Annotated in this window: 25 protein-coding genes; 10 read left to right on the forward strand and 15 right to left on the reverse strand. The window is 70.6% G+C overall.

The window, feature by feature from the left end:
- From ACGFR7_RS27525 to hemL, 5 genes are all read right to left on the reverse strand, one after another.
- Complete coding sequence (locus tag ACGFR7_RS27525; protein WP_328386049.1) at positions 1-762, reverse strand: cytochrome c biogenesis protein CcdA; 762 nt, start codon at positions 760-762, stop codon at positions 1-3.
- Between the two features lie 4 nt (positions 763-766).
- Positions 767-1,381 carry a TlpA family protein disulfide reductase gene (locus tag ACGFR7_RS27530; protein ID WP_393324429.1) on the reverse strand — a complete coding sequence of 205 codons (615 nt, stop codon included), beginning with the start codon at positions 1,379-1,381 and terminating at the stop codon, positions 767-769.
- A gap of 77 nt (positions 1,382-1,458) precedes the next feature.
- Complete coding sequence (locus tag ACGFR7_RS27535; protein WP_393324432.1) at positions 1,459-2,688, reverse strand: hypothetical protein; 1,230 nt, start codon at positions 2,686-2,688, stop codon at positions 1,459-1,461.
- A 146-nt stretch (positions 2,689-2,834) separates the two neighbouring features.
- A complete protein-coding gene (locus tag ACGFR7_RS27540; RefSeq protein WP_393324435.1) occupies positions 2,835-3,515 on the reverse strand; it encodes a histidine phosphatase family protein in 681 nt (226 codons plus the stop codon).
- 58 nt (positions 3,516-3,573) lie between these two features.
- Positions 3,574-4,899: a glutamate-1-semialdehyde 2,1-aminomutase gene (gene hemL / locus ACGFR7_RS27545; protein ID WP_393324438.1), complete on the reverse strand. Its 1,326-nt coding sequence runs from the start codon at positions 4,897-4,899 to the stop codon at positions 3,574-3,576.
- A gap of 307 nt (positions 4,900-5,206) precedes the next feature.
- On the opposite strand from hemL, the gene ACGFR7_RS27550 reads away from it, so the two are divergent.
- Positions 5,207-5,797 (forward strand): hypothetical protein, encoded by a 591-nt coding sequence (locus ACGFR7_RS27550; protein ID WP_393324554.1) that lies wholly within the window; start codon positions 5,207-5,209, stop codon positions 5,795-5,797.
- Between the two features lie 88 nt (positions 5,798-5,885).
- Here the strand turns inward: ACGFR7_RS27550 and ACGFR7_RS27555 are convergent, their stop codons facing one another.
- From ACGFR7_RS27555 to ACGFR7_RS27565, 3 genes are all read right to left on the reverse strand, one after another.
- Positions 5,886-6,692 carry an SDR family NAD(P)-dependent oxidoreductase gene (locus ACGFR7_RS27555; protein WP_393324557.1) on the reverse strand — a complete coding sequence of 269 codons (807 nt, stop codon included), beginning with the start codon at positions 6,690-6,692 and terminating at the stop codon, positions 5,886-5,888.
- Positions 6,693-6,754: 62 nt separating this feature from the next.
- Positions 6,755-7,276, reverse strand: a complete 522-nt coding sequence (locus tag ACGFR7_RS27560) for a cupin domain-containing protein (protein WP_393324441.1) — start codon at positions 7,274-7,276, stop codon at positions 6,755-6,757.
- Between the two features lie 284 nt (positions 7,277-7,560).
- Positions 7,561-8,235, reverse strand: coding sequence for a TIGR03086 family metal-binding protein (locus tag ACGFR7_RS27565; protein ID WP_393324444.1), 675 nt, complete (start codon positions 8,233-8,235; stop codon positions 7,561-7,563).
- A gap of 158 nt (positions 8,236-8,393) precedes the next feature.
- Between ACGFR7_RS27565 and ACGFR7_RS27570 the strand changes: the two genes are divergently transcribed.
- The gene (locus tag ACGFR7_RS27570) at positions 8,394-9,260 is read left to right on the forward strand and encodes a DUF6597 domain-containing transcriptional factor (RefSeq protein WP_393324446.1); all 867 of its coding nucleotides are present in this window, start codon (positions 8,394-8,396) and stop codon (positions 9,258-9,260) included.
- A gap of 106 nt (positions 9,261-9,366) precedes the next feature.
- Here the strand turns inward: ACGFR7_RS27570 and ACGFR7_RS27575 are convergent, their stop codons facing one another.
- Entirely contained in the window at positions 9,367-9,990 is a 624-nt protein-coding gene (locus ACGFR7_RS27575; RefSeq protein ID WP_393324449.1) for a TetR family transcriptional regulator, read from the reverse strand.
- Between the two features lie 206 nt (positions 9,991-10,196).
- Between ACGFR7_RS27575 and ACGFR7_RS27580 the strand changes: the two genes are divergently transcribed.
- Positions 10,197-11,891: an FAD-dependent monooxygenase gene (locus ACGFR7_RS27580; RefSeq protein ID WP_393324452.1), complete on the forward strand. Its 1,695-nt coding sequence runs from the start codon at positions 10,197-10,199 to the stop codon at positions 11,889-11,891.
- Here ACGFR7_RS27580 and ACGFR7_RS27585 read toward each other — a convergent pair.
- On the reverse strand, positions 11,848-12,588 hold the full coding sequence (locus ACGFR7_RS27585) for an AAA family ATPase (protein WP_393324455.1): 741 nt from the start codon (positions 12,586-12,588) through the stop codon (positions 11,848-11,850). The genes ACGFR7_RS27580 and ACGFR7_RS27585 overlap by 44 nt on opposite strands.
- 106 nt (positions 12,589-12,694) lie before the next feature.
- Between ACGFR7_RS27585 and ACGFR7_RS27590 the strand changes: the two genes are divergently transcribed.
- Positions 12,695-13,030 carry a YnfA family protein gene (locus ACGFR7_RS27590; RefSeq protein ID WP_350251718.1) on the forward strand — a complete coding sequence of 112 codons (336 nt, stop codon included), beginning with the start codon at positions 12,695-12,697 and terminating at the stop codon, positions 13,028-13,030.
- A gap of 84 nt (positions 13,031-13,114) precedes the next feature.
- Complete coding sequence (locus ACGFR7_RS27595) at positions 13,115-13,873, forward strand: SDR family NAD(P)-dependent oxidoreductase (RefSeq protein ID WP_393324458.1); 759 nt, start codon at positions 13,115-13,117, stop codon at positions 13,871-13,873.
- A gap of 312 nt (positions 13,874-14,185) precedes the next feature.
- Here ACGFR7_RS27595 and ACGFR7_RS27600 read toward each other — a convergent pair whose 3' ends face one another.
- The 3 genes from ACGFR7_RS27600 to ACGFR7_RS27610 all read right to left on the reverse strand — a co-directional run bounded on the left by ACGFR7_RS27600 (position 14,186) and on the right by ACGFR7_RS27610 (position 17,346).
- Entirely contained in the window at positions 14,186-14,401 is a 216-nt protein-coding gene (locus ACGFR7_RS27600; protein ID WP_393324461.1) for a type A2 lantipeptide, read from the reverse strand.
- 1,024 nt (positions 14,402-15,425) lie between these two features.
- Positions 15,426-15,791 (reverse strand): hypothetical protein, encoded by a 366-nt coding sequence (locus ACGFR7_RS27605; RefSeq protein ID WP_393324463.1) that lies wholly within the window; start codon positions 15,789-15,791, stop codon positions 15,426-15,428.
- A 361-nt stretch (positions 15,792-16,152) separates the two neighbouring features.
- Positions 16,153-17,346: an RtcB family protein gene (locus ACGFR7_RS27610; protein ID WP_393324466.1), complete on the reverse strand. Its 1,194-nt coding sequence runs from the start codon at positions 17,344-17,346 to the stop codon at positions 16,153-16,155.
- Between the two features lie 162 nt (positions 17,347-17,508).
- Here ACGFR7_RS27610 and ACGFR7_RS27615 point away from each other — a divergent pair, with 162 nt between their 5' ends.
- The 3 genes from ACGFR7_RS27615 (at position 17,509) to ACGFR7_RS27625 (ending at position 20,875) form a co-directional block, all read left to right on the forward strand.
- Positions 17,509-18,432, forward strand: a complete 924-nt coding sequence (locus ACGFR7_RS27615) for a hypothetical protein (protein ID WP_393324469.1) — start codon at positions 17,509-17,511, stop codon at positions 18,430-18,432.
- Positions 18,433-18,649: 217 nt separating this feature from the next.
- Positions 18,650-19,354, forward strand: coding sequence for a DUF3558 family protein (locus ACGFR7_RS27620; protein WP_393324472.1), 705 nt, complete (start codon positions 18,650-18,652; stop codon positions 19,352-19,354).
- A 186-nt stretch (positions 19,355-19,540) separates the two neighbouring features.
- Positions 19,541-20,875 carry a DUF2637 domain-containing protein gene (locus ACGFR7_RS27625; protein ID WP_393324474.1) on the forward strand — a complete coding sequence of 445 codons (1,335 nt, stop codon included), beginning with the start codon at positions 19,541-19,543 and terminating at the stop codon, positions 20,873-20,875.
- A 499-nt stretch (positions 20,876-21,374) separates the two neighbouring features.
- On the opposite strand, the gene lysS is transcribed toward ACGFR7_RS27625, so the two are convergent.
- Entirely contained in the window at positions 21,375-23,123 is a 1,749-nt protein-coding gene (gene lysS, locus ACGFR7_RS27630; RefSeq protein ID WP_393324477.1) for a lysine--tRNA ligase, read from the reverse strand.
- 182 nt (positions 23,124-23,305) lie between these two features.
- On the opposite strand from lysS, the gene argS reads away from it, so the two are divergent.
- The gene (gene argS / locus ACGFR7_RS27635) at positions 23,306-25,069 is read left to right on the forward strand and encodes an arginine--tRNA ligase (RefSeq protein ID WP_393324480.1); all 1,764 of its coding nucleotides are present in this window, start codon (positions 23,306-23,308) and stop codon (positions 25,067-25,069) included.
- 161 nt (positions 25,070-25,230) lie between these two features.
- Positions 25,231-26,208: a class A beta-lactamase gene (gene bla, locus ACGFR7_RS27640; protein ID WP_393324483.1), complete on the forward strand. Its 978-nt coding sequence runs from the start codon at positions 25,231-25,233 to the stop codon at positions 26,206-26,208.
- Positions 26,209-26,297: 89 nt separating this feature from the next.
- Here bla and ACGFR7_RS27645 read toward each other — a convergent pair whose 3' ends face one another.
- On the reverse strand, positions 26,298-26,483 hold the full coding sequence (locus ACGFR7_RS27645) for a CsbD family protein (protein ID WP_336054505.1): 186 nt from the start codon (positions 26,481-26,483) through the stop codon (positions 26,298-26,300).
- Positions 26,484-26,569 lie beyond the last annotated feature (86 nt).

Raw genomic sequence — 26,569 nt, forward strand, 5'->3', positions numbered from 1 at the left:
TCAGATCCCAACGGTGGAGCTTTGCGTCCAGCTCTGGAGCTCGGACATCAGGCTGTCCCAGATGCCGGTGACGAGGAGGATGCCGAGGGCGACCATCATCCCGCCGCCGATCCGCATCACCCACAGATAGTGCCGCTTGACCCAGCCGAAGGCGCCGAGGGCCCGGCGGAAGGCCAGCGCGACGACGATGAACGGCACGCCCAGGCCGAGGCAGTACGCCACGGTGAGCAGGGCACCGCGGCCGGCGCTGGCGCCGGAGTACGCGAGGGCGCTGACGGCGGCGAAGGTGGGGCCGAGGCACGGCGTCCAGCCGACGCCGAAGAGCACCCCGAGCACCGGCGCGCCGGCCAGTCCCATCGCGGGCTTCATGTGGAAGCGCAGCTCGCGCTGCCCGAAGCGCTTGAGGACACCGGCGAACGCCAGCCCGAGCAGGATCATCAGCACGCCGAGGACCCGCGAGACGACGTCCTTGTACTGCTGCAGGGTCTGGCCGAAGAACCCGAAGAGCGCGCCGCCGGAGACGAAGACGGCGGTGAAGCCGAGCACGAAGAGCGCGGCGCCGGCCAGCATCCGGCCGCGCCGGGCCTCGCCGAGGTCGGTGCCGGTGACGCCGGTGACGTACGACATATAGCCCGGCACCAGCGGCAGGACGCAGGGCGAGAAGAAGGAGACGAGTCCGGCGACGAGCGCGAGGGGGACGGCGGCGAGCAGGGTCCCGTTGAGGACGGTCTGGTTTTCCGCGGCGGCTGCGAGCGCGATCACGTGATCACTTCTCGGCGATCAGCGGGGTGATCATCTTGCGCAGATCGCCCTCGGCGAGCGGGCCGATCGAGCGGGCGGCGATCTTGCCGTGCCGGTCGATGGCGATCGTGGAGGGGATGGACTGCGGGTTGAGGCTGCCCTTGGGGAAGCGCAGCATCAGCCGGCCGGTCGGGTCGAACAGGCTCGGGTAGGGCACCTTGTGCTGTTCCTCGAAGCTGGTGGCCTGCGACTTCTCGGAGTCGCGGGTGTTGATCCCGACGAACTGGACGCCCTTGGCCTTGGTCTCGTTCGCGACCTTGGCGAAGTTCGGCGCCTCGGCGATGCAGGGCCCGCACCATGATCCCCAGACGTTGAGGATGACGACCTTGCCCTTGTAGTCGGCGACGTCCAGCTTCTTGCCGGTGGTGGTCTCACCCGAAAGATCAGGGGCCGGCTGCCGCTCGTCCTTCGTGACGGTGTCGATGCCGTTCTTGCCCTGGACGAACCGGGTCTGGGACGAGCCGCCGGAGGCGCCGTCGCCGCAGGCGCTGAGCGTCAGCGACGCGGCCGCCACCCCTGCGGCGAGCAGGGTGATGCGGCGGCGGCTCGTGAGGCGGCGTGGGGCGCGGCAAGCACTCATGTGAAAAGTTTCGCATGGGCCATTTCCGGATCTTCCGCGCCCCCCTCCGACGGCCTGCCGCGGCCCGGTGGTATCCCTCAGGCCGCCGACAAATACGACTTCCAGCCGCCGTACGGCCGCGCTCCGACGGGAAGCCGCTGGAGCTTGCTCACCACCTCCGGGTCCTGTGCGTCGAGCCAGTCGGTGAACTGCCGGAACGACACCAGGCGGACATCTTTGTTCTGCTCATTGGCAATGTGCTTGAGCGCTTCCTCCACGGCATCCATGTAGATGCCGCCATTCCACTGTTCGAAGTGGTTGCCGATGAAGAACGGCGCGCGATTGGTCTCGTAGGCCCGGCGGAATCCGGAAATGTAGGCGTCGGTGGCCTGCTGCCGCCAGCCCGGGTAGTTGACCGGCGGAGCCTGCGTGGAGTTCTTCGACTGATTGAAGAGCATGTTGTAGTCCATCGAGAGCACCTGGAAACTGTGCCCCGGGAACGGAATCAGCTGGAGCGGGAAGTCCCACAGACCCCTCTTCTTCTTCGGCCACATCTGCATACCGCCGGGCGAGCTGGCGTCATACCGCCAGCCGAGTTCCTGGGCGGTGGGCAGCAGATTTCTCTGGCCCAGCAGGCAGGGGGTGCGGCCGCCGACCAATTCCCTGCGGTAGTCGAAGGGCAGCGGTTCGAGATCGGTGAAGCCGGTGTTCGTGCGCCACTGTGTGACGAAGTCCATCGCCTGGTCGATCTCGGACTGCCACTGCCGGGGTGTCCAGTGCTTGACCGAGGTCGGGGCGTTGCCGCAGAAGTGCCCGTTGAAGTGGGTGCCGACCTCGTGGCCGTCCAGCCAGGCCTCCCGCACGTACTTCAGCGTCTCCTTGATGTGGTCGTCGCTGAGGTAGGGGATGTCGGAGGCGCCCTGCTCGTTGTTCGGCGGGTCGTACAGGTGCTTCTGGGATTCGGGCAGGAGATACAGGCCGGAGAGGAAGAAGGTCATTGCCGCGCCGTGGTCCCTGGCGAGCTGGAGGAAACGGGGGAAGAGGCCGTTGCCGACCTCTCCGGCCCCGTCCCAGGAAAACACCACGAACTGCGGCGGGGTCTGACCGGGCTCAAGTCGTTCGGGTGCCTTGGGCTGATGGGGCTGCGCGCCGGAATATGCTGTCGAACCGTCACCGATGAGCTTTGCCCGGGCCTGGACCGAGTTCTTCACCCGCTGCTTGCCGGCCCCCGCGCCGTCCGATTCCGTCGACGAGCAGCCGGCGATGCCCAGCGCAGCGGCTGCACCGACTCCCATACCCAGCAGGTTTCGCCGGCTGATCGCGCGCATACCCTCGTCCCCATCCGTGCTCGCCGAACTCAATATCCATATAAACGGACAATGGAGAGGAGGGCATGTCGAGCGTCGGGGTGACGAGTTATGCGTCTGGACAGGTCATTTCGGCCGCACGTGACGTTCCGCCAAGTGATGCGCCGTCAGGCACCGAAAGCCTTGGCCTTTCCCTTGACCGGTTTGGCGCCGGCCAGAAGATGGGAGGGAACCAGGTCGCGCGCGGGCTCGCTGTAGCCCACCGAAATGATCTTGTCGCCGTGGAACGTGAACGACGTCAGCGAGGCCAGCGTGCACTGCCGCTTCCGCGGGTCGTGCCACAGCCGCCGCCGCTCCGCGAAGCTGCGCACGATCCAGATCGGCAGCTGATGGCTGACCGCCACCGCCTCGTGCCCGCGCGCCGCGTCGCGCGCCGCGCCCAGCGCCGCCATCATCCGCACGACCTGTTCGAGGTACGGCTCACCCCAGGAGGGCCGGAACGGATTCGTCAGGTACTTCCAGTTCCCCGGCTTCTTCAGCGCACCGTCACCGACCCCGAAGGTCTTCCCCTCGAAGACGTTGGCCGCCTCGATCAGCCGCTCGTCGGTGGCCAGCTCCAGGCCGTGCGCCCCGGCGATCGGGGTCGCGGTCTCCTGCGCACGCTCCAGCGGCGAGGCGACGACATGCGTGATGTCCCGCCCCGCAAGGTGCTCCGCCACCCGGTCGGCCATCTTCCGCCCCAGCTCGGAGAGGTGGTAGCCGGGCCGGCGCCCGTAGAGCACGCCGTCGGGGTTGTGCACCTCGCCGTGCCGCATCAGATGCACCACGGTGATGTCTTCGCTGCTCATGTCACCCATTCATTCAGTCGTCGGCAAGCAGTCGCCGGCCCGTGCGCCGGAGGTGTCCTCAGGCCGTCGCCGCGGCCGCGGCCCGTGCGGCGGCCGGCAGGGCGGCGGCGATCCGCTCGACGGCCGCCGTGTCGTGCGCGGTCGAGACGAACCACGACTCGAAGGCGGACGGCGGCAGGTAGACGCCCTGCGCCAGCATCGAGTGGAAGAAGGCGGTGAAGCGGAACGACTCCTGCGCCTTGGCGGCGTCGTAGTCGGTCACCTCGGCGTCCGTGAAGAAGACCGTGAACATGTTCCCCGCGACCTGGAGCCGGTGCGCCACGCCCTCCTTCGCCAGCGCGGCGGTCACCAGGCCCCGCACCTCCGCGGAGACCGCGTCGACCTTCTCGTACGCGGCGTCGTCCAGCAGCCGCAGCTGCGCGACGCCCGCGGCGGTGGCGACCGGGTTCCCGGACAGGGTGCCCGCCTGGTAGACCGGGCCGGCCGGCGCGAGGTGCGCCATGACGTCCGCGCGGCCGCCGAAGGCCGCGGCCGGGAACCCGCCGCCCATGACCTTGCCGAACGTCATCAGATCCGGACGTACACCGTCAATGCCGTACCAACCGGCCTTGCTGACGCGGAAGCCGGTCATCACCTCGTCGGAGATGTAGAGCGCCCCGTTGCCGGCGCACAGATCCTTCAGGCCCTGGTTGAAGCCCGGCAGCGGCGGCACCACGCCCATGTTGCCCGCCGCCGCCTCCGTGATCACACAGGCGATCTCGCCCGGGTGCGCGGCGAACGCGGCCCGCACCGTTTCGAGATCGTTGTACGGCAGCACGATCGTGTCGCCGGCCTGCGCCCCCGTCACCCCCGGCGTGTCGGGCAGCCCGAGGGTCGCCACGCCCGAGCCGGCCGCGGCCAGCAGCGCGTCCACGTGCCCGTGGTAGCAGCCCGCGAACTTGATCACCTTCGGCCGGCCGGTGAACCCGCGCGCCAGCCGGATCGCGGACATCGTCGCCTCGGTGCCGCTGGAGACCAGCCGCACCTGCTCGACCGGCTCGATCCGGGCCACGATCTCCTCGGCCAGCTCGACCTCACCCGCGCCGGGCGTACCGAAGGACGTGCCGTGGGCGACCGCCTCCTGGACCGCGGCGATCACCTCGGGGTGCGAGTGGCCGAGGATCATCGGCCCCCAGGAGCACACGAGGTCGACATACTCACGGCCATCGGCGTCGGTGAGGTACGGACCGGTACCGGACACCATGAACCGGGGCGTACCGCCCACGGCCCGGAAGGCCCGCACCGGAGAATTGACGCCGCCCGGCGTCACGGCGGACGCACGGTCGAACAGCGACTGCGAAACAGGGGCTTCATACGGAAAAGACACTGTGATCCTGACCTGCATAAACGGCGGGAGGGGCGGCGCACGGACGCAGCCCGGCTGGCAACGGGTGCGGGGATCTCCCTCGCGATACGCCTGCGGGCGCCGCTGGGTTCACTCTCGCTCCTTTTTTGATTCCTCTCGCTTTCGACCGGGCGTCAGCCCCCACTCGTCTGCGAAACTGGGCCGACGTACGAGTAAGTCACGCAAGCAATGGTCTCAGAGGCGCACGGGGGCGTGCGGCCGGGCGTTTCACGCGCCGGTGACGGGGGAGGTCTCTGAGACGATGATCGGGTTGCGCGGCTGGGGCTGCGAGTGGTCGGGTGGAGATATGCATCGCGGTGGCGAACTGGGCGAGGGAACCAATGACCGGGGTCCCGAGCGCGCCCAGCGCGGCCGTCACCGGCGCGAGGACACCACGGGCGAGACCACGCGCGAGGGCACCACGAGCGAGACCACGGGCGGGGAGATCAGAGGCGGCCGCATGGGGGTGACGTACAGGTACTTCGGCGCGCCCAATGGTGCGACCGCGGCCCGCGTCCCGGTCTCCATGCGCCCCGAGGAGCTCGGCGGTGACGAGCTCGGCATGGGCGGCATGTTCAGCAAGATCAAGCCGGAGACGATGGCCGCCATGGTCCTCACCGGCATAGAGGGCATACCCCTCCATAAGGTTCCGCCGCTCGAACTGGTCGTCCTCCACCCCGACTACGCCGTCGTCAAGCTTCCGATGACCGTGGTCGACCCGCTGCGAGGCGTCGGCGAGGAGTCGGTCGGCGCGGCGGCCTTCATCTGGTCCACCGTCCCCGACCGCGGCGGCCCGCGCGACGCCTTCACCGTCTACCAGCTGCTGCACGAGTGGCAGGACTTCAGCCACCGGCTGCACGAGGCGGGGCACCAGGCGTACTGCCTGGTGTGGCCGTAACGGTTCAGCGCGGGGCGAGGCGCGGTGCTCGGCCCTGGGGCCGGGCCGCGCCGCGGGCCAAGCCGCGCCCGGGGCAGCATGCCGCCGCTCACCACGTGGGGCGGGCCGACACACCGCCGTCCACGACCAGATCGTGCCCGGTGATCCAGGACGCCATCGGCGAGGCGAGGAAGACACAGGCATCGCCCACGTCCTCCGGCCTGCCCAACCGCCCGGCGGGCGCCGCCGCTTGCCAGCGGCGCACCCCCTCCGGCCAGTCCCCGGCCAGGCCTGGCCGGTCGATCAGGCCGGGCGAGACGCTGTTGACGCGGATGCCGTACGCCCCGTACTCCAGCGCCGCCGTGCGCGCATGCATCACCACCGCCGCCTTCGACGCGCAGTAGTGGGCGTGCTGCGGCGCCGGCCGGGCCGCCTCGATCGAGGCGATATGCGTCACCGACCCTCCGGTGCCCGCTCGCATCACGGCCGCCGCGGCCTGGGTGCAGGCGAAGACACTGTGCACGTTCACCTCCGCCACCGCCCGCCAGTCGGCGAGCGACATCCCCGCCAGCTCCTGCGTCGGCTGCACCCCCGCGTTGTTCACCAGCGCGGTCAGCCGCCCGCGCCAGCCGGCCGCCTCGGTCACCAGGCGGTGGCACTCCTCCTCGACGGCCAGATCGGCGGCCAGCGCCAGCGCGCTCCCGCCGTCCGCCTCGATCCGCTCGACCAGGTCCCGCGCCGCCTCGGCGCCCGTCCGGTAATGCGCCACGACGGCGGCCCCCGCGGCGGCGAACCGCAGCGCGATACCGCGGCCGAGGCCGCCGGCGGCGCCGGTGACGAGGGCGACCTGGCCGCGGAGGCCGGGGAGGCCGGGGTGAGGGGAGGGGCCGGGGGCCTCGGACACGGTCTCGGTCATGGTCGGGTCGGTGGTCGGTTCGGTGACGGTCGGTTCGGTGGCCGGTTCGGTGGTCGGTTCGGTCATGGTCGGCTCAGGGCGGCGATCCGCGCTGCCTCCTCGGGGAAGCGCACGGCCAGTTCGGCGGCGTCCCCGTGCTCGTAGTCCTCGAAGGTGAAACCCGGCGCCATCGTGCAGCCGAAGAGCGTCCAGGACCCGCCGTCGGCGACCTCGGCGGCCATCCACGTACCGGCCGGCACCGTGAACTGGACGTGCTGCCCGCCGAGCACGTCCGGCCCGAGGACGACCGTACGGGCGCCGCCGTCTTCCGGGAGGAGGAACAGGGCGAGCGGATCACCGCGGTAGAAGTGCCAGATTTCGTCGGTGGGCAGCCGGTGCAGGGCGGAGAAGTCGCCTGGCTCGGCGGTCAGCAGCATCACGATCGCCGATCCCTCGGGCCGTCCGTCCGCACGTTCGGGGCCTGCCCAGGTGCGCCGGAACCGGCCGCCTTCACGGGGCAGCGGCGCCAGCCCGTAGAAATCGATCAGCGCCTCGGGGAGCCGGTCGCGGGGCATCGGCCGCTCGTCCGTCCGCCGCTCGTCCATCCGCGGCCGCCTCCCCTCGGTCTGCTGACTGCCGGGTCGTGGGTCCAGGCTAGGGGTGACACCAGTGGGGTGCGGGCCATTCGAGCCAGGTGGCCGAGCCCGCGCGGAGGCCCTGCCCGGGGTGCGTTGCCCTGGCGGAGGGGCTGACCTGACGGACGTGTTGCCACGCGGAGTTACTGCCCCGGCGGGGGCATTGCCCCCGGCAGAGACGTTGCCGGGCCGGGGGCGTTGCCCGGCCGGAGGCGTTGCCGAGCCGGAGGCGTTGCCCGGCGGCCGACGGCCCGTCAGCCGGCCGTCCAGTACGGGTCGCGGCCGGTCTCCGCCAGCAGCACGTCGAGAGCGGAGGCGCCGGGCGGGACGGGGAGCGGGTCGGCGAAGACGTTCATCTTCCGGGCCGTCGGAGCCATCTGTGCGACCAGTGTCCGCAGCTCGGCCACGCACCCGGCGGGTGACGCGTACGGCCGGCCGGTCGCCCGCGCCACGTCCCAGGCGTGCACCGTCAGATCCAGCAGCACCATCGCGCCGACGGTCCGCGCCGGCAGATTCATTCCGCCGGTCAGGCCGTCCTCCGCGCCCGGCGCCGCCCATGCCTCGACCAGTCGCTCCGTCTCGTCCGCGAACCGGTCGGGCCACCGCGCGCCGTACTCACCGAGCCGGTCGGGGGTGGTGCTGAAGTCCACGTCCTTCTTGGCGGCCAGCGTCTGAAAGGCGACGACCACCTGGAAGAGGTGGTTGAGCAGCGCCCTCAGGTCGTACTCGGCACACGGCGTCGGCAGTTCCAGCTGGTCGTCGCGCACCCCGCGCAGTACGGGGAGCGCCGCGTCCGCCGCCGCTTCGAGCAGCGCGCTGATCGGCGGGGACGCGGGGGCCGGTGGGGCCGTGGATGCCGGTGTGGGCGCGGGGCTCGGTCCCGTTTCCCTCGCAGGCGTTTCATCCGGAATGTCTTGCATGTCGGTCATGGAGAGGACGCTACGGGCCGCGGCCGCGGGCGGCTTGAAAAAATGCGACAGCCCGCGCGACCGGGCACACGGCAGCCCGTCCGACCACTGCGGCCCACCCGCGCGGGCCCGGCGGGACGGCGCGGGCGGGATGTCGCCAGCACCCCTAAAATCCAGGCATGGCCGCTCCACGGCGCGATACCCGGGGCATCGTCGACGCCCCCGGACTGTTCACGCGGGTGCAGTTCCGCCGCCGCACCCCCGCCGCGCCACTGCGCCCCTATGTCGAGCACTACTGGCTGATCGACTGGGATCTGTCCGAGCCGTATGCCACGCATGTCGTTCCGCACCCCTGCGTGAACCTCGTCTTCCAGCGGTACGCCGACCGGCCCGGCTTCGGCGAGGTCGCGGGCGTCGGGCTGGAGCTGTTCGCACAGAAGCTGACGGGGCGCGGGCGGGTGTGCGGGGTGCAGTTCCGGCCCGGCGGGTTCCGGCCGTTCAGCCCGGAGCGGCCCGCCACGGACTGGACGGACCGCCGGCTGCCGCTGGCGACGGTGTTCGGGGCCACCGACGCCACGACCGCCGACACCGCTGCTCCCGACACCGCTACGCCCGGCGTCACGGCCACCGGTGCCGCAGCCGCCGTGCTGGAGCCGGACGACGAGGACGCCCGGGTGGCCGCGCTCGACGCGTTCCTGCTCCCCCGCGTGCGGGCCGGCCCCCGGGTCCTCGCTCAGGCCGACCTCGCCATGGGACTGGCCGACCGGATCCGCACGGACCGCACGATCCGCCGGGTCGCGGACTTCGCGCAGGCCGAGGGCATGTCCGTACGGACCCTGCAGCGACTGTTCGCGGGGTACGTAGGGGTCAGCCCCAAGTGGGTGCTGCTGCGCTACCGGGTGCACGAGGCCCTGGAGCGCGCCTCGTCCGACGCCGAGGTCGACTGGGCCGCGCTCGCCGCCGAACTGGGCTACAGCGATCAGGCGCATCTGATCCGCGAGGTCAGCGCCACCGTCGGGGTCCCGCCCACCGCCTACGCCCGCTGACTCCGACCGCCGCCGGGGGCCCTCGGAGCCGTCCGGCAATCAGGACTGTCGGACCTCATAACCGTTCGGGCATCAGGGCCGTACGGGCGCCAGGACTTTTCGGGCATCAGGGCTGTTCGGCCGTCAGATAGCGCTGGATGGTGGGGGCCAGCCAGGCGACCACCTCGTCGTGGCTGAGATTCACGGCCGGCGGGATGCGCAGCACATAGCGGCACAGCGCCATGCCGAGTATCTGGGACGCGATCAGCGCGGCACGGGTCGGCGCCTCGTCGGGCACCGGGCAAACCGCGGCCAGGACCGGCTTGATCTGTTCGGCGAACACGCCTCGCATCCGCTGCGCGCCCGCCTCGTTGGTGACGCCGACGCGCATCATGCCGGTCAGCGTCTCGTCGCACTCCCAGCGCTCCAGGAGGTGGCGTACCAGCCGGGCGCCGGCCTCGTCGCGCGGTACGTGGGTGAGGTCCGGGGCGTGCACCTCGATCTCGGAGGCGGCCGCGAAGAGACCGGCCTTGTTGCCGTAGTAGCGCATCACCATCGACGGGTCGATGTCGGCATCCCTGGCGATGGCGCGGATCGTGGCGCGCTCATAGCCGTCCGCGGCGAAGCGGTCCCGGGCGGCGGCCAGGATCGCGGCGCGCGTCGCGACGGAGCGGCGGGGGCGGGCGGGGCCCGCCGGACCGTCGGGCGCGGCAGGCGCGGCATCGGCGGCGGAGGGAGCATGTTCGACCATGTCAACAACTGTAGGCCAACACCTGTTGACACACCAGATCCGCTCGCCTTACGCTTGCCAACAAGCGTTGACCAACATGCGTTGGCATTGCCGCAGGCGTAGGCACGGCACGGACACCAGCAGCCGCAGACACCGACACCCACACCCACACCCACAAAGGCACGGCGCAGACGCAGAAACCGGCACAGGCGCAGGAGGCGGAAGCCATGGATGCCATGAACCACAAGCCCGGTCACGACGGCCACGGCGGTCACGGCCGCCACGACGACCCCGGCTCCCCCGGGGCGGACGAGGCGCGGAAGCACCACGGCCGGAAGGACCGCGATCGGACGGCCCGCGATACGGACGTCATCGTCGTAGGCGCAGGCCCGACCGGCCTGCTGCTCGCCGGGGACCTCGCCGAGGCAGGCCTGGGTGTCACGCTCCTGGAGCGCCGCCCCGCCACGATCAGCAATCTCACCCGAGCCCTGGCGGTCCATGCCCGCACCCTTGAGCAACTGGACGCCCGGGGACTCGCCGACGAGCTGGTCGCCGGTGGCTACCAGGTACCCGCCATCCGCCTGTTCGGGAACGCCACCTTCGATGCGACCCGGCTCCGCTCCCGCTTCCCGTTCGTACTGATCACCCCGCAGTTCGAGGTGGAGCGGCTGCTGGAGCGGCGAGCCCGCCGGGCCGGGGTCGTCTTCCGCTACGACTGCGAAGTGCTCGGCCTCGATCAGGACGCCGACGGCGTGACCATGCGCTTCCGTACCGCCGAAGGCCTCGGCAGCATCCGCGCCGCCTATGCCGTCGGCACCGATGGCGTCCGCAGCACCGTTCGCGAAGCCCTCGGCCTGCCGTTCCCCGGCAGGTCCGTGATCCGCTCCCTGGTGCTCGCCGATGTCCGGCTGAGCCGGGAGCCCGAGTCCCCCTTCACCGTCACCGCCAACGGCGACACCTTCGCCCTGGTCGGCTCGTTCGGCGACGGCTGGTACCGCGTCATCGGCTGGAACCGCCACCGCCAGGCCGACGACGACGCGCCCGTCGGTCTCGACGAGGTCCGCGAGTTCACCCGGCTCGCCCTCGGCAGTGATTACAGCGTCCCCGACGTCCGCTGGGTCTCCCGCTTCCACAGTGACGAGCGCCAGGTCCCCCGCTACCGCGTGGGCCGCGTGTTCCTCGCCGGCGATGCCGCGCATGTGCACTCCCCCGCCGGCGGCCAGGGCATGAACACCGGACTCCAGGACGCCGCCAACCTCAGCTGGAAGCTCACCGCGGTACTCCTGGGCCACTCCCCCGACAGCCTCCTGGACAGCTATCAGACCGAGCGCCACCCCGTGGGCAAGCAGGTGCTGCGCAGCAGCGGCGCCCTCATCCGGCTCGCCCTGCTGCACACCGCCCCCGGACGCGCCGTCCGCACGCTCGCCGCCCGGCTCGTCAACCATCTGCGGCCGCTGTCCGGCCGCGCGATCCGCACCGTCTCCGGCATCGGCATCGCCTACAAGGCCGGGCCCGGCGCCCACCCCCTCGCCGGCCGGCGCGCGCCCGACATCCGCCTGGCCGACGGCGGCCGCCTCTACGCACTCCTGCGCCAGGGGACGTTCGTCCTCCTCACCCCGGCCGACGAGCCCGGCGTCCCCCACACTCCGCCGGGCAAGGAGGACTCCCCCCGGCCCGCTACCGGCCGTGTCGTCACCGCCTCCTGGCGCAGCGGCCGCCGCACCGCGCTTCTCGTCCGCCCCGACGGCTATATCGCCTGGGCCACCGATGCCACGGCCCCCGCCGAGCGCGCGGCGGCGCTACGCTCCGCTCTCCTCCACTGGACCGGCGCCGCGCCCGAGGACGGCGACTCCATAGGCACCGGCCGACCCGCCTCCCTCACCCCTCCAGCACATGCCGCAGATACGCCCGGGGATCGTTGAGATAGCGCCGCCAGTGGTCGACCAGCCCCAGCTCCGCCCACTCCACGCTCCGCATCCCGTGCTCGCCGACCTCCACGATGGCCGCGCCGGGCAGCGCCGTCAGCAGCGGTGAGTGAGTGGCGCAGATGATCTGCGCGCCACCGCTCCCCAACTCGTCCATCAGCCCGACCAGTTCCAGACAGGAGGAGAAGGACAGGGCCGCCTCGGGCTCGTCCATCACATACAGGCCCTGCTGCGAGAACCGCTCCCGGAAGGCCATCAGAAAGCCCTCCCCGTGGCTCATCTCGTCCGGGGACCGGGACAGCCGGCTCGACCTCCGCTCCCCGTTCAGCGCCTCCAGCGCCGTCTCGGCCCGCAGGAAGAAGCCGCGCCTGCGGACCCGCGGTCCGCGCACCATCCGGCGCCCCTCCCGCGTCGGGTCGAACCGCATCAGACCGCCGAGCAGCGACGCTTCCCGCGAACTCGCGTACTTGTATCCCGCCGAGCCGCCGTACGAATCCAGTCCGAAGCCTTCCGCCAGCGCCTCGGCCAGCGTCGACTTGCCCGACCCGTTCTCCCCCACCAGAAAAGTGACCGGAGCGCGGAAGGCCAGCCCCTCACCGGCCAGCTGGCGCACACACGGCACCGTCCAGGGCCAGCCGTCCCCGGCCGTCCCTTCCCCGTCCGGAACGTCCACGTAAGCCCGTTCGATCAGCATGCCCCGAAGCTCTCACACCCCACTGACAGCCATCCGCTCACAGCACCCTGCCGAATCCCCCGCCCGCCCCAGCCGGCGCGAAGCCCTGTTTCCGTAGGCTGCACACATGCTGTTCGCCCGCTCCGCCGCCCTCTTCCTCGTCGCCGCCCTCTTCGAAATCGGCGGCGCCTGGCTGGTCTGGCAGGGCGTCCGCGAACACAAGGGCTGGGTCTGGATCGGCGCCGGGGTGATCGCGCTCGGGGCGTACGGCTGGGTCGCCACGTTCCAGCCGGACGCCGCGTTCGGCCGTATCCTCGCCGCGTACGGCGGTGTCTTCGTCGCCGGATCGCTGGCGTGGGGCGCGATCGCCGACGGTTACCGCCCCGATCGCTGGGATGTGACCGGCGCACTGATCTGCCTGGCCGGAATGGCAGTGATCATGTATGCCCCCAGAGGCCGTTGAGGCGGCCTGCATATCCTGGCCGCGGACCACCCTCCCCCGAGCCCTCGAGCAGCGGGGGGACCCCACCGCCCTGAGGAGAGTGCCATGACCGCCGAGGTCCGTACCGCCGTCGTCACCGGAGCGAGCAGTGGCATCGGCGCCGCCACCGCGCGGGCCCTGGCCGCTGCCGGCTACCGCGTGGTACTCACCGCCCGCCGCAAGGACCGCATCGAGGCGCTCGCCGCCGAGCTGCCGGACGCCGAGGCCTACGCCCTCGACGTCACCGACCGCGCCGCCGTCGACGCCTTCGCGGCCGCCCTCGAGCGCTACCCCTCCGTCGACGTCCTGGTCAACAACGCCGGCGGGGCCTACGGCGCGGAGCCGGTCGCCACCGGCGACCCCGCCGACTGGCGCGCGATGTACGAGGTCAACGTGCTGGGCGTGCTCCATATGACCCAGGCGCTGCTGCCCGCCCTCACCGCCTCCGGCGAGGGCACCGTCGTCGTCCTCTCCTCCACCGCCGGCCACGGCACCTACGAGGGCGGCGGCGGTTATGTCGCCGCCAAGCACGGCGCCCATGTCATCGCCGAAACGCTCCGTCTGGAGCTGTGCGGCGAGCCGGTGCGCGTCATCGAGGTCGCCCCGGGCATGGTCAAGACCGACGAGTTCGCCACCACCCGCTTCCGCGGCGACACCTCCAAGGCAGCCAAGGTCTACGAGGGCGTCGACCAGCCGCTCAACGCGGACGATGTCGCCGACACCATCACCTGGGCGATCACCCGCCCCGCCCACGTCAACATCGACCTGCTGGTGGTTCGCCCCCGCGCCCAGGCCTCCAATTCCAAGGTCCACCGCACCACCTGAGACACGCGCCACCTGAGATGCGTTCACGTAGAACACGCTCCAGGCAGACGCGCTCCACGAAGACACGGGCCCCCGGCGACACGCGAAGAGCGGTCCGGCGCACACCACGCCGGACCGCCCAGGGCTACGCCCGCTCAACCCCCAGCCCTTCACACACCCCACGCCACCTGCTGGAGCCTGGCCACAGCCTCGACCGTTGCGACGATCCGTAGAGACCGCCCCACGCGCCGGGGCCCATGATCACCCCATGGGAATGCGGAAGCGCCGCTGGGGCGAGTGCTGCAGACCAGGGTTCACCGGGTGCAGGTGGCGTCAGAGGCCGGCGCCGCCGGAAATCCCTGCATGTCCCGAGACGGGGCCTATCTGGCCGCTCACGCCGCCCGAAACCGAACCCCCCAGAGCGGGCAGCGCAGGCAGAGCGGGCAGGGAGGAGTCTCCGCCGCCCAGCAGGCTTTCGGCCCCGAGAATTCCGCCGGAGACATTGTCCAGTTCGCTTTCGGCGATCTCGTGAGCCTCGTTCTGGGGCATGGAGTCCTTACGCATGACTGGCCCTTCCCTTGGTGGTTCGTGGTGATCCTGAGCGATATCGGCCGACCCGGCGGCAAGCTGCTCCTGCCGGTTTTACGACCCCTGGCAACCGGAAGCAGATGTGCAACTCCCGATTGACGCGAGATCAAACCACGCCCACGCGCGCCCGGCTACCCCGACCCATCGGTCATTTCTGCAGACTTTCCGGTATCGCATGATGTCGGCCGGCGGCATCATCGACCGGATGGTGACGACTCCTTCACCTACTTTTCGCCGACCAGGGATTGCGGAGGGGTACTGCCAGCGCCACTCGAAGGACATATCAACCCCCGGGGCGGGCGTGCCCTCTGCGAAACGGGATTCGGCAGCGAGTACGTGCCCATTCTGCGTAGAGAATGCGCAGGGTGGGCTGTGCCATACCGCCTGCCCGCGCTGGGCGAGTGACCGGCCACCGCCGGTCACGTCGGCCCGCGGGGCGGCCGGGGCAACCGGGGCCGCCCTGGTCATGCCGGGCAACCTCTACGGCTACGGCTACGGCTACGGCTACGGCTACGGCCCGGCGGACGGCCCCCTGGCCGAAGAGCCGCCGCTCACCGCGACGGGCGCGCCAAAGGGCGGGTATGCGCTGCCGGTTGGGAGCCGGTGCAGCAGCTGCACGAGCAGGGTCGCACCAGGACGGCCGAGGTGCGGGCCTCGGACTTCTTCGGGCCACGGAGCCCGCACGGTCCACCCGCGAGACGGCCGACCGCGGTACGGGCCACGCCCGTCGATGAGCAGGTCAGGGCGACGGTGGACCGGTGGCGTGACCGGCTGGCCACCAGTGGCTGAGCTGGGCGGCAGGGAAAGGCATGTGGTGCGCGGCGGCCACGGCCGACGACGCCGTGTGGTGAGGTCCGCGATCTCTCTGCACGATCTGATCACGGACCTCGCCGACCACCGGCATACGTGACGCGCTCGCGGACCCTCCCGGCCTCCGGCACGGCGAGCGCGCCGGCCACGCCTGAGAGATCCGGTCTGAATGCGGTCAGAGGCGGCGTACCCGCGCAGCGATCCCATGACCGAGCAGAAGGTAAATCACGGCAGGCAGGCCGTAGTTGAGGAAAACCCGCAGACCTTCGAGCTTCATGGTGAAGATGTCCTGGGACCAGCCGGCGAGGAAGTCGGCCATGCCGTGCACAAAGCCGACGAAGACATTTCCCTGGTTTGCCTCAAGCAGGTACAGCAGGATCCAGAGGCCCAGAAATCCTGCCGCGATGTCCGCGAGCGTATGAATGATCAATGCTGCCCGGTTTGCCCCGGTGTCATCCTGGTTACGCCCATAGGCGCCTCCGTTATGGCCATAGGGGCGATAGGGGTCATGTCCGGGCATGGGTTCATGGGGATTGCTCATGCCCTCCTTGCTTGCCTCGCACGGATACCCGAAACCTCTTTCTCACCTGCGATTCCGTATCGGTTCCGGATCTTGGATCACGCGTCGATCCTTACGTCCGCACCTCCGCACCCCGCCCCTTGCTTCCGCCGCTTTCGGAGTCAAGGAAAGACACCTGAGCGATGCTTTCCGATACGGCGAGTGTGCCGCCCACTGATGAAATCCCCGCGATTCCGGGCCGCCGTCGCCGCAGCCCCCAACGGCTGCCGCCGGCCCACCAACCGAAACAGCGGCTGAACTCCGGGCCATCCATGGAACGGCGGCCGATGGCCCCCGCCCCGCTGCCGGTCCGGGGGCCATCGATCACGTGCGGCGCCGAAGATCAGCCCTTGACGCAGACGACCTGCTTGAGCTTGGCGACGACCTCGACCAGGTCCCGCTGCTGATCGATGACCTTCTCGATCGGCTTGTAGGCACCCGGGATCTCGTCCACCACACCGGAGTCCTTACGGCACTCCACACCCCGCGTCTGGTCCTCCAGGTCCTGGGTGGAGAACCGCTTCTTCGCGGCGTTCCGGCTCATCTTGCGGCCGGCGCCGTGGGAGGCGGAGTTGAAGGACGCGGCGTTGCCCAGGCCCCTGACGATGTACGAACCGGTGCCCATCGAGCCCGGAATGATGCCGTACTCGCCGCTGCCCGCCCGGATCGCGCCCTTACGGGTCACCAGCAGATCCATGCCGTCGTACCGCTCCTCCGCCACATAGTTGTGGTGGCAGGAGATCACCGGTTCGAACGTCGGCTTGGCCTTCTTGAACTCCTTGCGGACGACATCCTGGAAGAGGGCCATCATCACGGCCCGGTTGTGCTTGGCGTACTCCTGAGCCCAGAACAGGTCGTTTCGGTACGCCGCCATCGGCGGGGTGTCCGCGATGAAGACGGCGAGGTCGCGGTCGACCAGGCCCTGGTTGTGCGGCAGCTTCTGCGCCTGCCCCATGTGGAACTCGGCGAGCTCCTTGCCGATGTTCCGGGAGCCGGAGTGCAGCATCAGCCACACCGCGCCGGTATCGTCGAGGCAGAACTCGATGAAGTGGTTGCCGCTTCCCAGCGAACCCATCTGCTTCGTGGCGCGTTCCTGACGGAACTTGACCGCGTCGGCCACCCCGTCGAACCGCGACCAGAAGTCTCCCCATCCCGCCGTCGGGTAGCCGTGCAGCCGCCCGGGGTCGACCGGATCCTCGTGCATCCCGCGCCCCACCGGGATCGCCTGCTCGATCTTCGAGCGGAGCCGGGAGAGATCACCGGGCAGGTCATTGGCGGTGAGCGAGGTCTTCACCGCGCTCATCCCGCAGCCGATGTCCACACCGACCGCCGCCGGGCAGACCGCGCCGTGCATGGCGATCACCGAGCCGACGGTGGCGCCCTTGCCGTAATGGACATCCGGCATCACGGCCAGACCCTTGATCCACGGCAGGGTGGCGACATTGCGCAGCTGCTGCATCGCGACGCCCTCGACCGTGGCCGGATCCGTCCACATCCGGATCGGTACCTGGGCTCCGGGCACCTCGACGTACGACATAACTTCCCCATTCCCCCGAATTTGTGAAAAACGCAAAAGCCGGACAAATTATCCGATCTTGGACGGCGAACCGGCGTTTGCGGCAAGACGTGCGGTAGACATTGTGTCCATCGGCCGCCGACCGGCGGCAACCGGATTTCGTAGGGGAAGGAGCCGCGAGCGATGCCACGGAAACCGTTCGTACCCGGTGCCGCACTGGTGGTGGCCGCGGCGCTGGCCGCGGGCCTCACCGGCTGTACCGGCGGCTCCAGCCCCGACGGCGGCGCCGCCGACGCCAAGAGCGGCGACGCCGCCACCTCCAGCCAGGCCGCCGAGCCGGGCCTCTACCAGACCCTGCCGGAGGCCTGCGGGCTGCCCTCGCGCAAGGCCATCCGCGGCATGCTCCCCGGCGACGGCCAGGACCTGTCGGACGCCGAGGCCCGGAAGATCTACGGCGGCGTGGCCGACATCACCTACGACACCGACCGCCGCGTCGGCTGCCGGTGGACCCGCGAGACCACCGCGGGCACCCGCCACCTGGGCCTGGACATCCAGCGCGTGGTCTCGTACGACGCCGCCACCAGCGATGAGGACAAGGCGCAGGGGGTCTACGACAAGAAGAAGATGGCCGCGCAGATACCGTCCGGCGGCGCCGGCTCCCCCTCGCCCGCCGCCCCGTCCCCGTCCGCCTCGAAGGGCAAGGACAAGGACAAGGGCGAAGGAATCGTCACGAACGGTGCGAAGGGAAAGAGCGCCACGGGCGGGAGCGCCACCGGGAAGGACGGCAAGGCCCCGTCCCAGAGCCCCTCGCAGGCATCCGACCCGAGTGCGGACGCGAGCACGGACCCGAGCACGGACCCCAGCGGCTCCACCGCCCCGCGCGTCCTGGACGACCTCGGCGACGCGGCGTTCCTCAATGACAAATTGGTGACAGCGGACTCCGGCGTACACCGCGATGTCACTGTGGTCTTTCGCACGTCGAACGTCATCGTGCAGCTCACTTACGACCAGTGGTCCACGGACAAGACGATGTTGCCGGACAGCCAGGAACTGCAGGACAAGGCGCGTTCCCTGGCCACCGAGCTCTCCGACAGCCTCAACGAATAGTCCGCATCAGACGTATTGACCGATTCGCCGGACAAGAAGCGAAAACGCCCGGTGTAAGCATTGCGCTCATCGACATGAATCGGTCACCCACCTCGCCGCGCCGCGTACCGTGCCGTCTAGCCCTGCCCCGTACGCGAGGCGGGGCGGGCCCCACGGCCACCACCACGGCCGTGCCCGCCGACCGGCGACCGACCCGACGACGAACAGCGAAGGAACCATGCACCGTTCAGCCAAGCGCCTCGCCAGCCTCCTCACCTGCGCAGCAGTACCGGTGCTGCTCGTCGCCGGCTGCTCCGGCTCGGACAGCGACAGCTCCGGTGACGCCTCCTCCGCCTCCAAGAGCGCGGCGAAGCCCTCGCCGACGGTCGCGCCCGCCAAGTACAAGAACCTGCCGAACCCGTGCGAGGTGTTCTCCAAGGACAGCATCAAGAAGATGCTGCCCAAGGCGAAGGACGCCTCCGGGGACCAGGGCAAGTCCACGGACAACGCCGCCCACGGCACCTGCTCCTGGACCAGCTCGGACGAGAAGGGCGTCGACGGCACCCAGTGGCGCTGGCTGGACATCGGCCTGCAGCGCTACGACTCCGACCCGGGCGTCGGCAGCGGCGAAAAGCGCGCCACGGACTACTTCACCAAGCAGATATCCGAGGCGAAGGCCACCAAGGGCGCCAAGAAGCTCGAAACCGTCCAGACCTCCGGTACCGGCGACGAGGCCACCGCGATCACCTACGACGTGAAGCGGGACGGCACCAACTTCAAGAACACCACCGTCGTCGCCCGGGCCTCCAACATCGTCGTGACGATCAACTACAACGGCGCGGGCCTGGCGGGCGCGGACGCCCCCAAGACCGCCGACCTGCTCAAGCAGACGCAGGCCGCCGCCAAGGAGGCGGTCACCGCCGCCACCAAGCCCAAGGCCTGACCCCGCCGAGGATTAACCGAGGACCAACCGAGAGCCCACCGCCGGCGCCCGGGCCCGCTCCGGCCCCGGGCGCCGGCGCGCCTCCCGGCCCTTGGACGCGCTCCGTCCGTCGTACCGGCCCCACGCCCGCCCATAGGCATGTGCCAGGCTGTCGCCCGCAACAGACCGACTGGGAGGGGTCCTCGGGTGGCCGCGCCACTGAAGCTGACACGCACACACCGGATACTCATCGGAGTGGTCATCGCCGGCGCGGTGGTGATCGCCGGCATCGGCTTCGCCGGCTCCTACGCGGCCGTGCGTGAACTGGCCCTCAAGAAGGGCTTCGGCACCTTCGCCTACTTCTTCCCCCTCGGCATCGACGCGGGCATCTGCGTCCTGCTCGCGCTGGATCTGCTGCTGACCTGGATCCGCATGCCGTTCCCGCTGCTGCGGCAGGCGGCATGGCTGCTGACGGTCGCCACGGTGGCGTTCAATGCCGCGGCGGCGTCCGACCCTCTGGGCATGGGCATGCATGCCGTCATCCCGGTGCTGTTCGTCGTCACCGTCGAGGCCGCCCGGCACGCCGTCGGACGGATCGCCGACATCACGGCGGACAAGCACATGGAGGGTGTGCGCCTCACACGCTGGCTGCTGGCACCCGTCCCGACGTTCCTGTTGTGGCGGCGGATGAAGCTGTGGGAGCTGCGGTCGTACGACGCGGTGATCAAGCTGGAGCAGGAACGGCTCGTGTATCAGGCACGTCTGCGGTCGCGGTTCGGGCGGAGCTGGCGTCGTAAGGCTCCCGTGGAGTCTTTGATGCCATTGCGGCTCGCCCGGTTCGGGGTGCCGCTGGCGGAGACCGCTCCGGCGGGGCTGGCCGCCGCGGGCATCGAACCGCAGCTGCTGCCGGCGCCACGCCGGCCCGTGCCCCCCGCCGTGGAGCCGAAGGCCCAGGAGCCGGCCGGGTCCGGGGCGCCGGCCGGAACCCAGGAGCCGGTCGCGGCCGAGGACATGCCGAACCAGTGGTTCGCGGCGCCCCAGCAGGTGACGTACCAGGGCGACTACGACCCGGCGTACGTCCCGGAGCAGCAGCCCCAGCCCCCGTACGACGAGCCCCGGCCCTCCTACGACGAGCACCAGCCCTCGCGCAACGAACACCAGCCCTCGTACGACGAGTACCAGCAGGCCCCGGCGCGCGAGCAGGCCCCGGTGCCGCCGCCGCGCACGCCGGAGCCCGACCCACAGGTCCCGGTGCCGAACGGCGCAGGCGGAACGCGCCCGCTGGGCATGGGCACGCCGGAGGCGGCCCCGCAGCCCGCCCCGGTGCCGGCACCGGCAGCGACCGCGGCCCCGACCGACGAGGACCTGTACCAGGTGTTCCGCCACTCGATAGAGGGCGAAGGCATGCCGACCCCGGGCGCGTTCGCGGCGAACCTGGAGGCGCAGTACGGGATCCGCCTGCGGTCGCGGGAACTGAACCGCTACATGGACCAGTTCAGCGACCGCCTCAACGCGGAAATGATGGACGAGCACATCGCGTAACCCACAGCCAAGGAAGCCAGGAAAGCCAGGAAGCCTGGGGAGCCAGGAAGCCTGGGGAGCCGACGAAGCCTCCAGGCCCCTAAGGCCCCCAGAGGCCCCTAGACCGCCCCGGCCCCCGTCTGGTTCCTCTGCTGCTTCGCCTTGCGCTTCTTGTCCGCGTCCCCCAGACGGCCAGTGCCACACCTGCCGCGAAGAGGCCGACATAAGCGGCCGACGGCAGATCGAACCAGTGGGGCAGCAACCCCCAGGCGCGGTCGAAGAAGACCTGCCCGACGAATCCCATGACGCCCTGGATCATGATGATGAAACCTAAGATTCCCCTCATGGCTCCAGCCTGAAGGGTTCGGCCCCGGGAATCCTCGTCCCCGGGGCCGAACCCTTCTCGTCCCGCTGTCATCCCTCGGTCGGAGACCACCCCGAGGTGTCTACGACTCCCCGGCGATGACGCTCCGACGGCCCGTCAGGCACCGACGACGCCCGTCGGCCACCGACGAGCCCCTCAGCCACCCAGCAGCTTGCGCACCCGGTCCGCGCCCACGGCCAGCAGCAGAGTGGGCAGCCGCGGCCCGGTGTCCCGGCCGACCAGCAGGTTGTAGAGCAGGGCGAAGAACGCGCGCTGGGCGACCTTCAGCTCCGGCGTCGGCTTGGCGTCCGGCTCCAGGCCCGCCTGCACCTTCGGAACGCCGTAGACCAGGGTGGTCAGCCCGTCCAGCGACCAGTGCTCGTCCAGGCCGTCGAGCAGCAGCCGCAGCGAGCCCCGGGACTGCTCGTCGAGCGTGCCGAGCAGTTCCTCGTCGGGCTCGTCGCGGACGATGGTGCGCTGCTCGGCCGGGACCTGGGTGTTGATCCAGTACTCGGCCTTGGCGAGCCGCGGCCGGGTCTCGTCCAGCGAGGTGACCGGGTTGTCCGGGTCCAGTTCGCCGAGGATCCGGAGCGTCTGCTCATCGTGGCCCGCGGTGATGTCCGCGACCGAGGCGAGGGTGCGGTACGGCAGCGGCCGCGGGGTGCGGGGCAGCTCACCTGCGGCGGTACGGGCCGCCCGGGCGTACGCGGCGGCGTCGGCCGGCAGCGCACTGCCGTCCGCGACCTTGGCCTCCAGCTTGTCCCACTCGTCGTAGAGCCGCTGGATCTCCTGGTCGAAGGCGATCTTGAAGGACTGGTTGGGCTTGCGGCGCGCGTACAGCCAGCGCAGCAGCGGCGCCTCCATGATCTTCAGCGCGTCACCCGGCGTCGGCACCCCGCCGCGCGACGACGACATCTTGGCCATGCCGCTGATGCCGACGAAGGCGTACATGGGGCCGATGGGCTGGTCGCCGTCGAAGATCTGGCGGACGATCTGGCCGCCGACGACGAAGGACGAGCCCGGCGAGGAGTGGTCGACACCGGACGGCTCGAAGATCACGCCCTCGTAGGCCCACCGCATCGGCCAGTCGACCTTCCAGACCAGCTTGCCGCGGTTGAACTCGCTCAGCCGGACCGTCTCGCCGAAACCGCACTCCGTGCAGGTGTAGGACAGCTCGGTGCTCTCGTCGTCGTACGAGGTGACCGTGGTCAGGTCCTTCTCGCACTGCCCGCAGTAGGGCTTGTACGGGAAGTAGCCGGCCGAGCCGCCGCTGCCGTCGTCCTCGGCGGCCGCGCCCGAGCCCTCGGCGGCCTCCAGCTCGGCCTCGTCGACCGGCTTCTGCGACTTCTTGGCCGGTGCCTTCTTGGTGCGGTACTGGCCGAGGATCGCGTCGATGTCCGCGCGGTGCTTCATCGCGTGCAGGATCTGCTCGCGGTAGACACCGGCGGTGTACTGGTCGGTCTGGCTGATGCCGTCGTACTCGACGCCCAGCTCGGCCAGCGCCTCGCTCATGGCTGCCTTGAAGTGCTCCGCCCAGTTCGGGTACGCCGAACCGGCCGGGGCCGGCACCGCGGTCAGCGGCTTGCCGATGTGCTCGGCCCAGGAGTCGTCGACACCCGGCACGCCGTTGGGGACCTTGCGGTAGCGGTCGTAGTCGTCCCAGGAGATGAGGTGGCGGACCTCGTAGCCGCGGCGGCGGATCTCGTCGGCGACGAGGTGCGGGGTCATGACCTCGCGGAGGTTGCCGAGGTGGATCGGGCCGGACGGGCTCAGGCCCGAGGCGCAGACGACCACCGGTGCGGAAGCACCTGATGTCACTTTGCCCGGGGCGCGGCGCTCCGCCTCGGCAATGACCTCGTCCGCGAACCTGGAGACCCAGTCGGTCTCGGTGCTCTGCTGAGCCACGATCGGCCCTTCCTCTTCCTGATGCTTCCTGATTGCGCCGTCTTGCGCGTGCGACGCACAAATGCCTGACGGGCCCATTGTCCCAGACGGAAAATCAGTGGTAGTGCCGTGGGATACTCGTTGGCAAACCCTTTCCCCTCCGACGACACCTCCCTGCCTCCTCCGGAAGAGAGCTCTTCTCCATGGCCTCGGTCACTTCCCTCGCAGCTTCGGTTCACCAGCGCGTCGCGGACGCCCTCTCGGCAGCCCTGCCGGAGGCCGGCGCCGCGGACCCGCTGCTGCGCCGGAGCGACCGGGCCGACTTCCAGGCCAACGGCATGCTGGCGCTGGCCAAGAAGCTCAAGGGCAATCCGCGGGAGCTGGCGACCAAGGTCGTCGCGGAGATCGGCGAGAACGGCCTCCTCAAGGAGATCGAGGTCTCCGGCCCCGGCTTCCTCAACATCACGATCACCGACCGGGCGATCACCGAGACGCTGGCCGCGCGCGCCGCCGACGACCGGCTCGGCGTTCCGCTGAAGGAGCAGCCCGGCGTCACGGTCATCGACTACGCCCAGCCGAACGTCGCCAAGGAGATGCACGTCGGGCACCTTCGCTCGGCGGTCATCGGCGACGCCCTGCGCCACATCCTGGACTTCACCGGTGAGCAGACGATCGGCCGGCACCACATCGGCGACTGGGGCACCCAGTTCGGCATGCTCATCCAGTACCTGATCGAGAACCCCGGTGAGCTGGCCCCGGCGGCCGATGTCGACGGCGAGCAGGCGATGAGCAACCTCAACCGCGTCTACAAGGCCTCACGCGCCGTCTTCGACTCCGACGAGCAGTTCAAGGAGCGGGCCAGGAAGCGGGTCGTGGCGCTCCAGTCCGGCGACGCGGAGACCCTTGACCTGTGGCAGCGGTTCGTGGACGAGTCGAAGGTCTACTTCTACTCGGTCTTCGAGAAGCTGGACATGGAGATCCGCGACGACGAGATCGTCGGCGAGTCCGCCTACAACGCCATGATGGCCGAGACGGCGCGGCTGCTGGAGGAGTCGGGCGTCGCCGTCCGCTCCGAGGGCGCGCTGGTGGTCTTCTTCGACGAGATCCGCGGCAAGGACGACCAGCCGGTGCCGCTGATCGTGCAGAAGGCGGACGGCGGCTTCGGCTACGCGGCCTCCGACCTCTCCGCGATCCGCAACCGCGTCTTCGACCTGAAGGCGACGACGCTCCTGTACGTCGTCGACGTCCGCCAGTCGCTGCACTTCCGGATGGTCTTCGAGACGGCCCGCCGGGCGGGCTGGCTGAGCGACGACATCACCGCGCACAACATGGGCTACGGCACGGTCCTCGGTGCGGACGGCAAGCCGTTCAAGACCCGTGCGGGCGAGACCGTACGCCTGGAGGACCTGCTCGACGAGGCGGCCGAGCGGGCGACCACGGTGGTGCGCGAGAAGGGCGCGGCGATCGGCCTGACCGAGCAGGAGATCACCGAGAACGGTGCGCAGGTGGGCATCGGCGCGGTGAAGTACGCGGACCTGTCGACGTCCCCGAGCCGGGACTACAAGTTCGACCTGGACCAGATGGTCTCGCTCAACGGCGACACCTCGGTGTACCTCCAGTACGCCTACGCCCGGATCCAGTCGATCTTCCGCAAGGCCGGTGACGCGGCCCCCGTGGCGCACCCGGAGCTGCCGCTGGCCCCGGCCGAGCGAGCGCTGGGCCTGCACCTCGACCAGTTCGGGGAGACCGTCGCCGAGGCCGCCGAGGCCTACGAGCCGCACAAGCTCGCCGCGTACCTCTACGGCCTCGCCTCGCTGTTCACGACCTTCTACGACCAGTGCCCGGTCCTGAAGGCCGAGGGCGGCCCGGACCAGCTGGCCAACCGGCTGTTCCTCTGCGACCTGACCGCCCGCACCCTCCACCAGGGCATGGCGCTGCTCGGCATCCGGACGCCCGAGCGGCTCTGACCCGGGCGGCTCTGACCCGAGCGGCCCTGACCGGCCCGCGTCGTCCAGCCGGCGGCGCGGACCCGTCATCGCTTACTCTCCAGCCACTGCGGCCCCGTACCCGACCCGTACAAGAGGTCGGGTACGGGGCCGTTCCGGTCTCCAGGGGAGGGCAAACAGCAATGCACCGCGAACCACGCACGACCGCTCAGCCGGCCGCACCCACACCTGCCTCCACACCCGCCGCGGCCCCGGCCCGGCGCGCCGCTTCGACCCGGCGCGCCGCCCTGGGCTCCGGCGCCGGACTGCTGGCGGCAGGTCTCCTGGCGTCCGCCACCCCACCCGCGGCCGCGCGCTCCCGCACCGCCGGCGATCCGCACGAAGCGCTGCGCCGCCTGGAACACGAACACCGGGCGCGCGTCGGAGCCTTCGCCCGCAACCTCGCCACCGGCGCGACCGTCGCCTACCGCGCCCACACCCGCGTCCCCCTCTGCTCGGTCTTCAAGACCCTCGCCGTAGGGGCGGTGCTGCGCGACCTCGACCACTACGGCGAGACGCCGGCCTGCCGCATCCACTACAGCCGCGCCGACCTCGTCGGCAATTCGCCCGTCACCGGTGCGCACCTCGCCACCGGCATGACGCTCGCCGAACTGTGCGCCGCCGCCCTCCAGCGCAGCGACAACACGGCCGCCAACCTTCTGCTCCGCGAACTCGGCGGGCCGGCCGCCGTCACCGCCTTCGCCCGCTCCCTCGGCGACCGCACCACCCGCCTCGACCGCTGGGAGACGGAACTGAACTCGGCCGAGCCCTGGCGCAGGACGGACACCACCAGCCCCGCCGCCATCGCCCGCACCTACACCCGGCTGCTCGTGGGCGATGCGCTCACGCCCTCGGACCGGGGCCGGCTGACGGCGTGGATGAAGGCCAACGAGACCAATACGGACCGCTTCCGCGCCGCGCTGCCCAAGGACTGGGCCATCGCCGACAAGACGGGCACGGGTTCGTACGGCACCGGCAATGACGTGGGCGTCGCCTGGACCCCGGACGGCACCCCGATCGTGCTGGCCGTCCTGACGGGCAAGCCGGAGCAGGCCGCGTCCTCCGACGACGCGCTGATCACGGGCGTGACGAAGGTGCTCGCCCGGGCCGTGACGGGCTGAGCGGCCGGGCGGTTCAGGGGGCCGGGGCCAGGGTCCACAGGGCCGGGGCAGGGCCAGGGCTCAGGGGGCGCGGTTCAGGAACGGCGCCGTCAGTGCTGCCAGGGCCTGCGTACCGCGTCCTTGACCTTCTCGCTCGCGTCCAGCCCGTGCCCCGCGGTCTTCTCGGCCTTGCCCTCGGCCTCCAGCTTGCGGTTGTGCGTGGCCCGGCCGACGACTTCCTTCATGGCGCCGATGACCTGCGCGCCCTTGGCCTGCATCTTGCGCTTGGCAGTCATGGTTACCCGCTCCTCGGTCGGTCGGGGCCTTCCCTGACACTCGGCGCGTGCCCGGCAGGCGCCGGACAAAACGTCGCGCCCACGAC

It is taken from the genome of Streptomyces sp. NPDC048516, assembly GCF_043199875.1.
GTDB lineage: Bacteria > Actinomycetota > Actinomycetes > Streptomycetales > Streptomycetaceae > Streptomyces.

Coding starts and splice junctions, on each gene's coding strand:
- ACGFR7_RS27540 (WP_393324435.1), bottom strand. CDS start 3,515: ATGAGCAGCGAAGACATCACCGTGGTGCATCTGATGCGGCACGGCGAG.
- ACGFR7_RS27530 (WP_393324429.1), bottom strand. CDS start 1,381: ATGAGTGCTTGCCGCGCCCCACGCCGCCTCACGAGCCGCCGCCGCATC.
- ACGFR7_RS27585 (WP_393324455.1), bottom strand. CDS start 12,588: ATGCTGATCGAACGGGCTTACGTGGACGTTCCGGACGGGGAAGGGACG.
- ACGFR7_RS27570 (WP_393324446.1), top strand. CDS start 8,394: ATGGCCGCTCCACGGCGCGATACCCGGGGCATCGTCGACGCCCCCGGA.
- ACGFR7_RS27535 (WP_393324432.1), bottom strand. CDS start 2,688: ATGCGCGCGATCAGCCGGCGAAACCTGCTGGGTATGGGAGTCGGTGCA.
- ACGFR7_RS27620 (WP_393324472.1), top strand. CDS start 18,650: ATGCACCGTTCAGCCAAGCGCCTCGCCAGCCTCCTCACCTGCGCAGCA.
- ACGFR7_RS27645 (WP_336054505.1), bottom strand. CDS start 26,483: ATGACTGCCAAGCGCAAGATGCAGGCCAAGGGCGCGCAGGTCATCGGC.
- hemL (WP_393324438.1), bottom strand. CDS start 4,899: ATGCAGGTCAGGATCACAGTGTCTTTTCCGTATGAAGCCCCTGTTTCG.
- ACGFR7_RS27565 (WP_393324444.1), bottom strand. CDS start 8,235: ATGACCGACATGCAAGACATTCCGGATGAAACGCCTGCGAGGGAAACG.
- bla (WP_393324483.1), top strand. CDS start 25,231: ATGCACCGCGAACCACGCACGACCGCTCAGCCGGCCGCACCCACACCT.
- ACGFR7_RS27550 (WP_393324554.1), top strand. CDS start 5,207: ATGCATCGCGGTGGCGAACTGGGCGAGGGAACCAATGACCGGGGTCCC.
- ACGFR7_RS27605 (WP_393324463.1), bottom strand. CDS start 15,791: ATGAGCAATCCCCATGAACCCATGCCCGGACATGACCCCTATCGCCCC.
- ACGFR7_RS27580 (WP_393324452.1), top strand. CDS start 10,197: ATGGATGCCATGAACCACAAGCCCGGTCACGACGGCCACGGCGGTCAC.
- ACGFR7_RS27615 (WP_393324469.1), top strand. CDS start 17,509: ATGCCACGGAAACCGTTCGTACCCGGTGCCGCACTGGTGGTGGCCGCG.
- ACGFR7_RS27575 (WP_393324449.1), bottom strand. CDS start 9,990: ATGGTCGAACATGCTCCCTCCGCCGCCGATGCCGCGCCTGCCGCGCCC.
- ACGFR7_RS27590 (WP_350251718.1), top strand. CDS start 12,695: ATGCTGTTCGCCCGCTCCGCCGCCCTCTTCCTCGTCGCCGCCCTCTTC.
- ACGFR7_RS27595 (WP_393324458.1), top strand. CDS start 13,115: ATGACCGCCGAGGTCCGTACCGCCGTCGTCACCGGAGCGAGCAGTGGC.
- ACGFR7_RS27555 (WP_393324557.1), bottom strand. CDS start 6,692: ATGACCGAGACCGTGTCCGAGGCCCCCGGCCCCTCCCCTCACCCCGGC.
- argS (WP_393324480.1), top strand. CDS start 23,306: ATGGCCTCGGTCACTTCCCTCGCAGCTTCGGTTCACCAGCGCGTCGCG.
- ACGFR7_RS27610 (WP_393324466.1), bottom strand. CDS start 17,346: ATGTCGTACGTCGAGGTGCCCGGAGCCCAGGTACCGATCCGGATGTGG.
- ACGFR7_RS27600 (WP_393324461.1), bottom strand. CDS start 14,401: ATGCCCCAGAACGAGGCTCACGAGATCGCCGAAAGCGAACTGGACAAT.
- ACGFR7_RS27560 (WP_393324441.1), bottom strand. CDS start 7,276: ATGGACGAGCGGCGGACGGACGAGCGGCCGATGCCCCGCGACCGGCTC.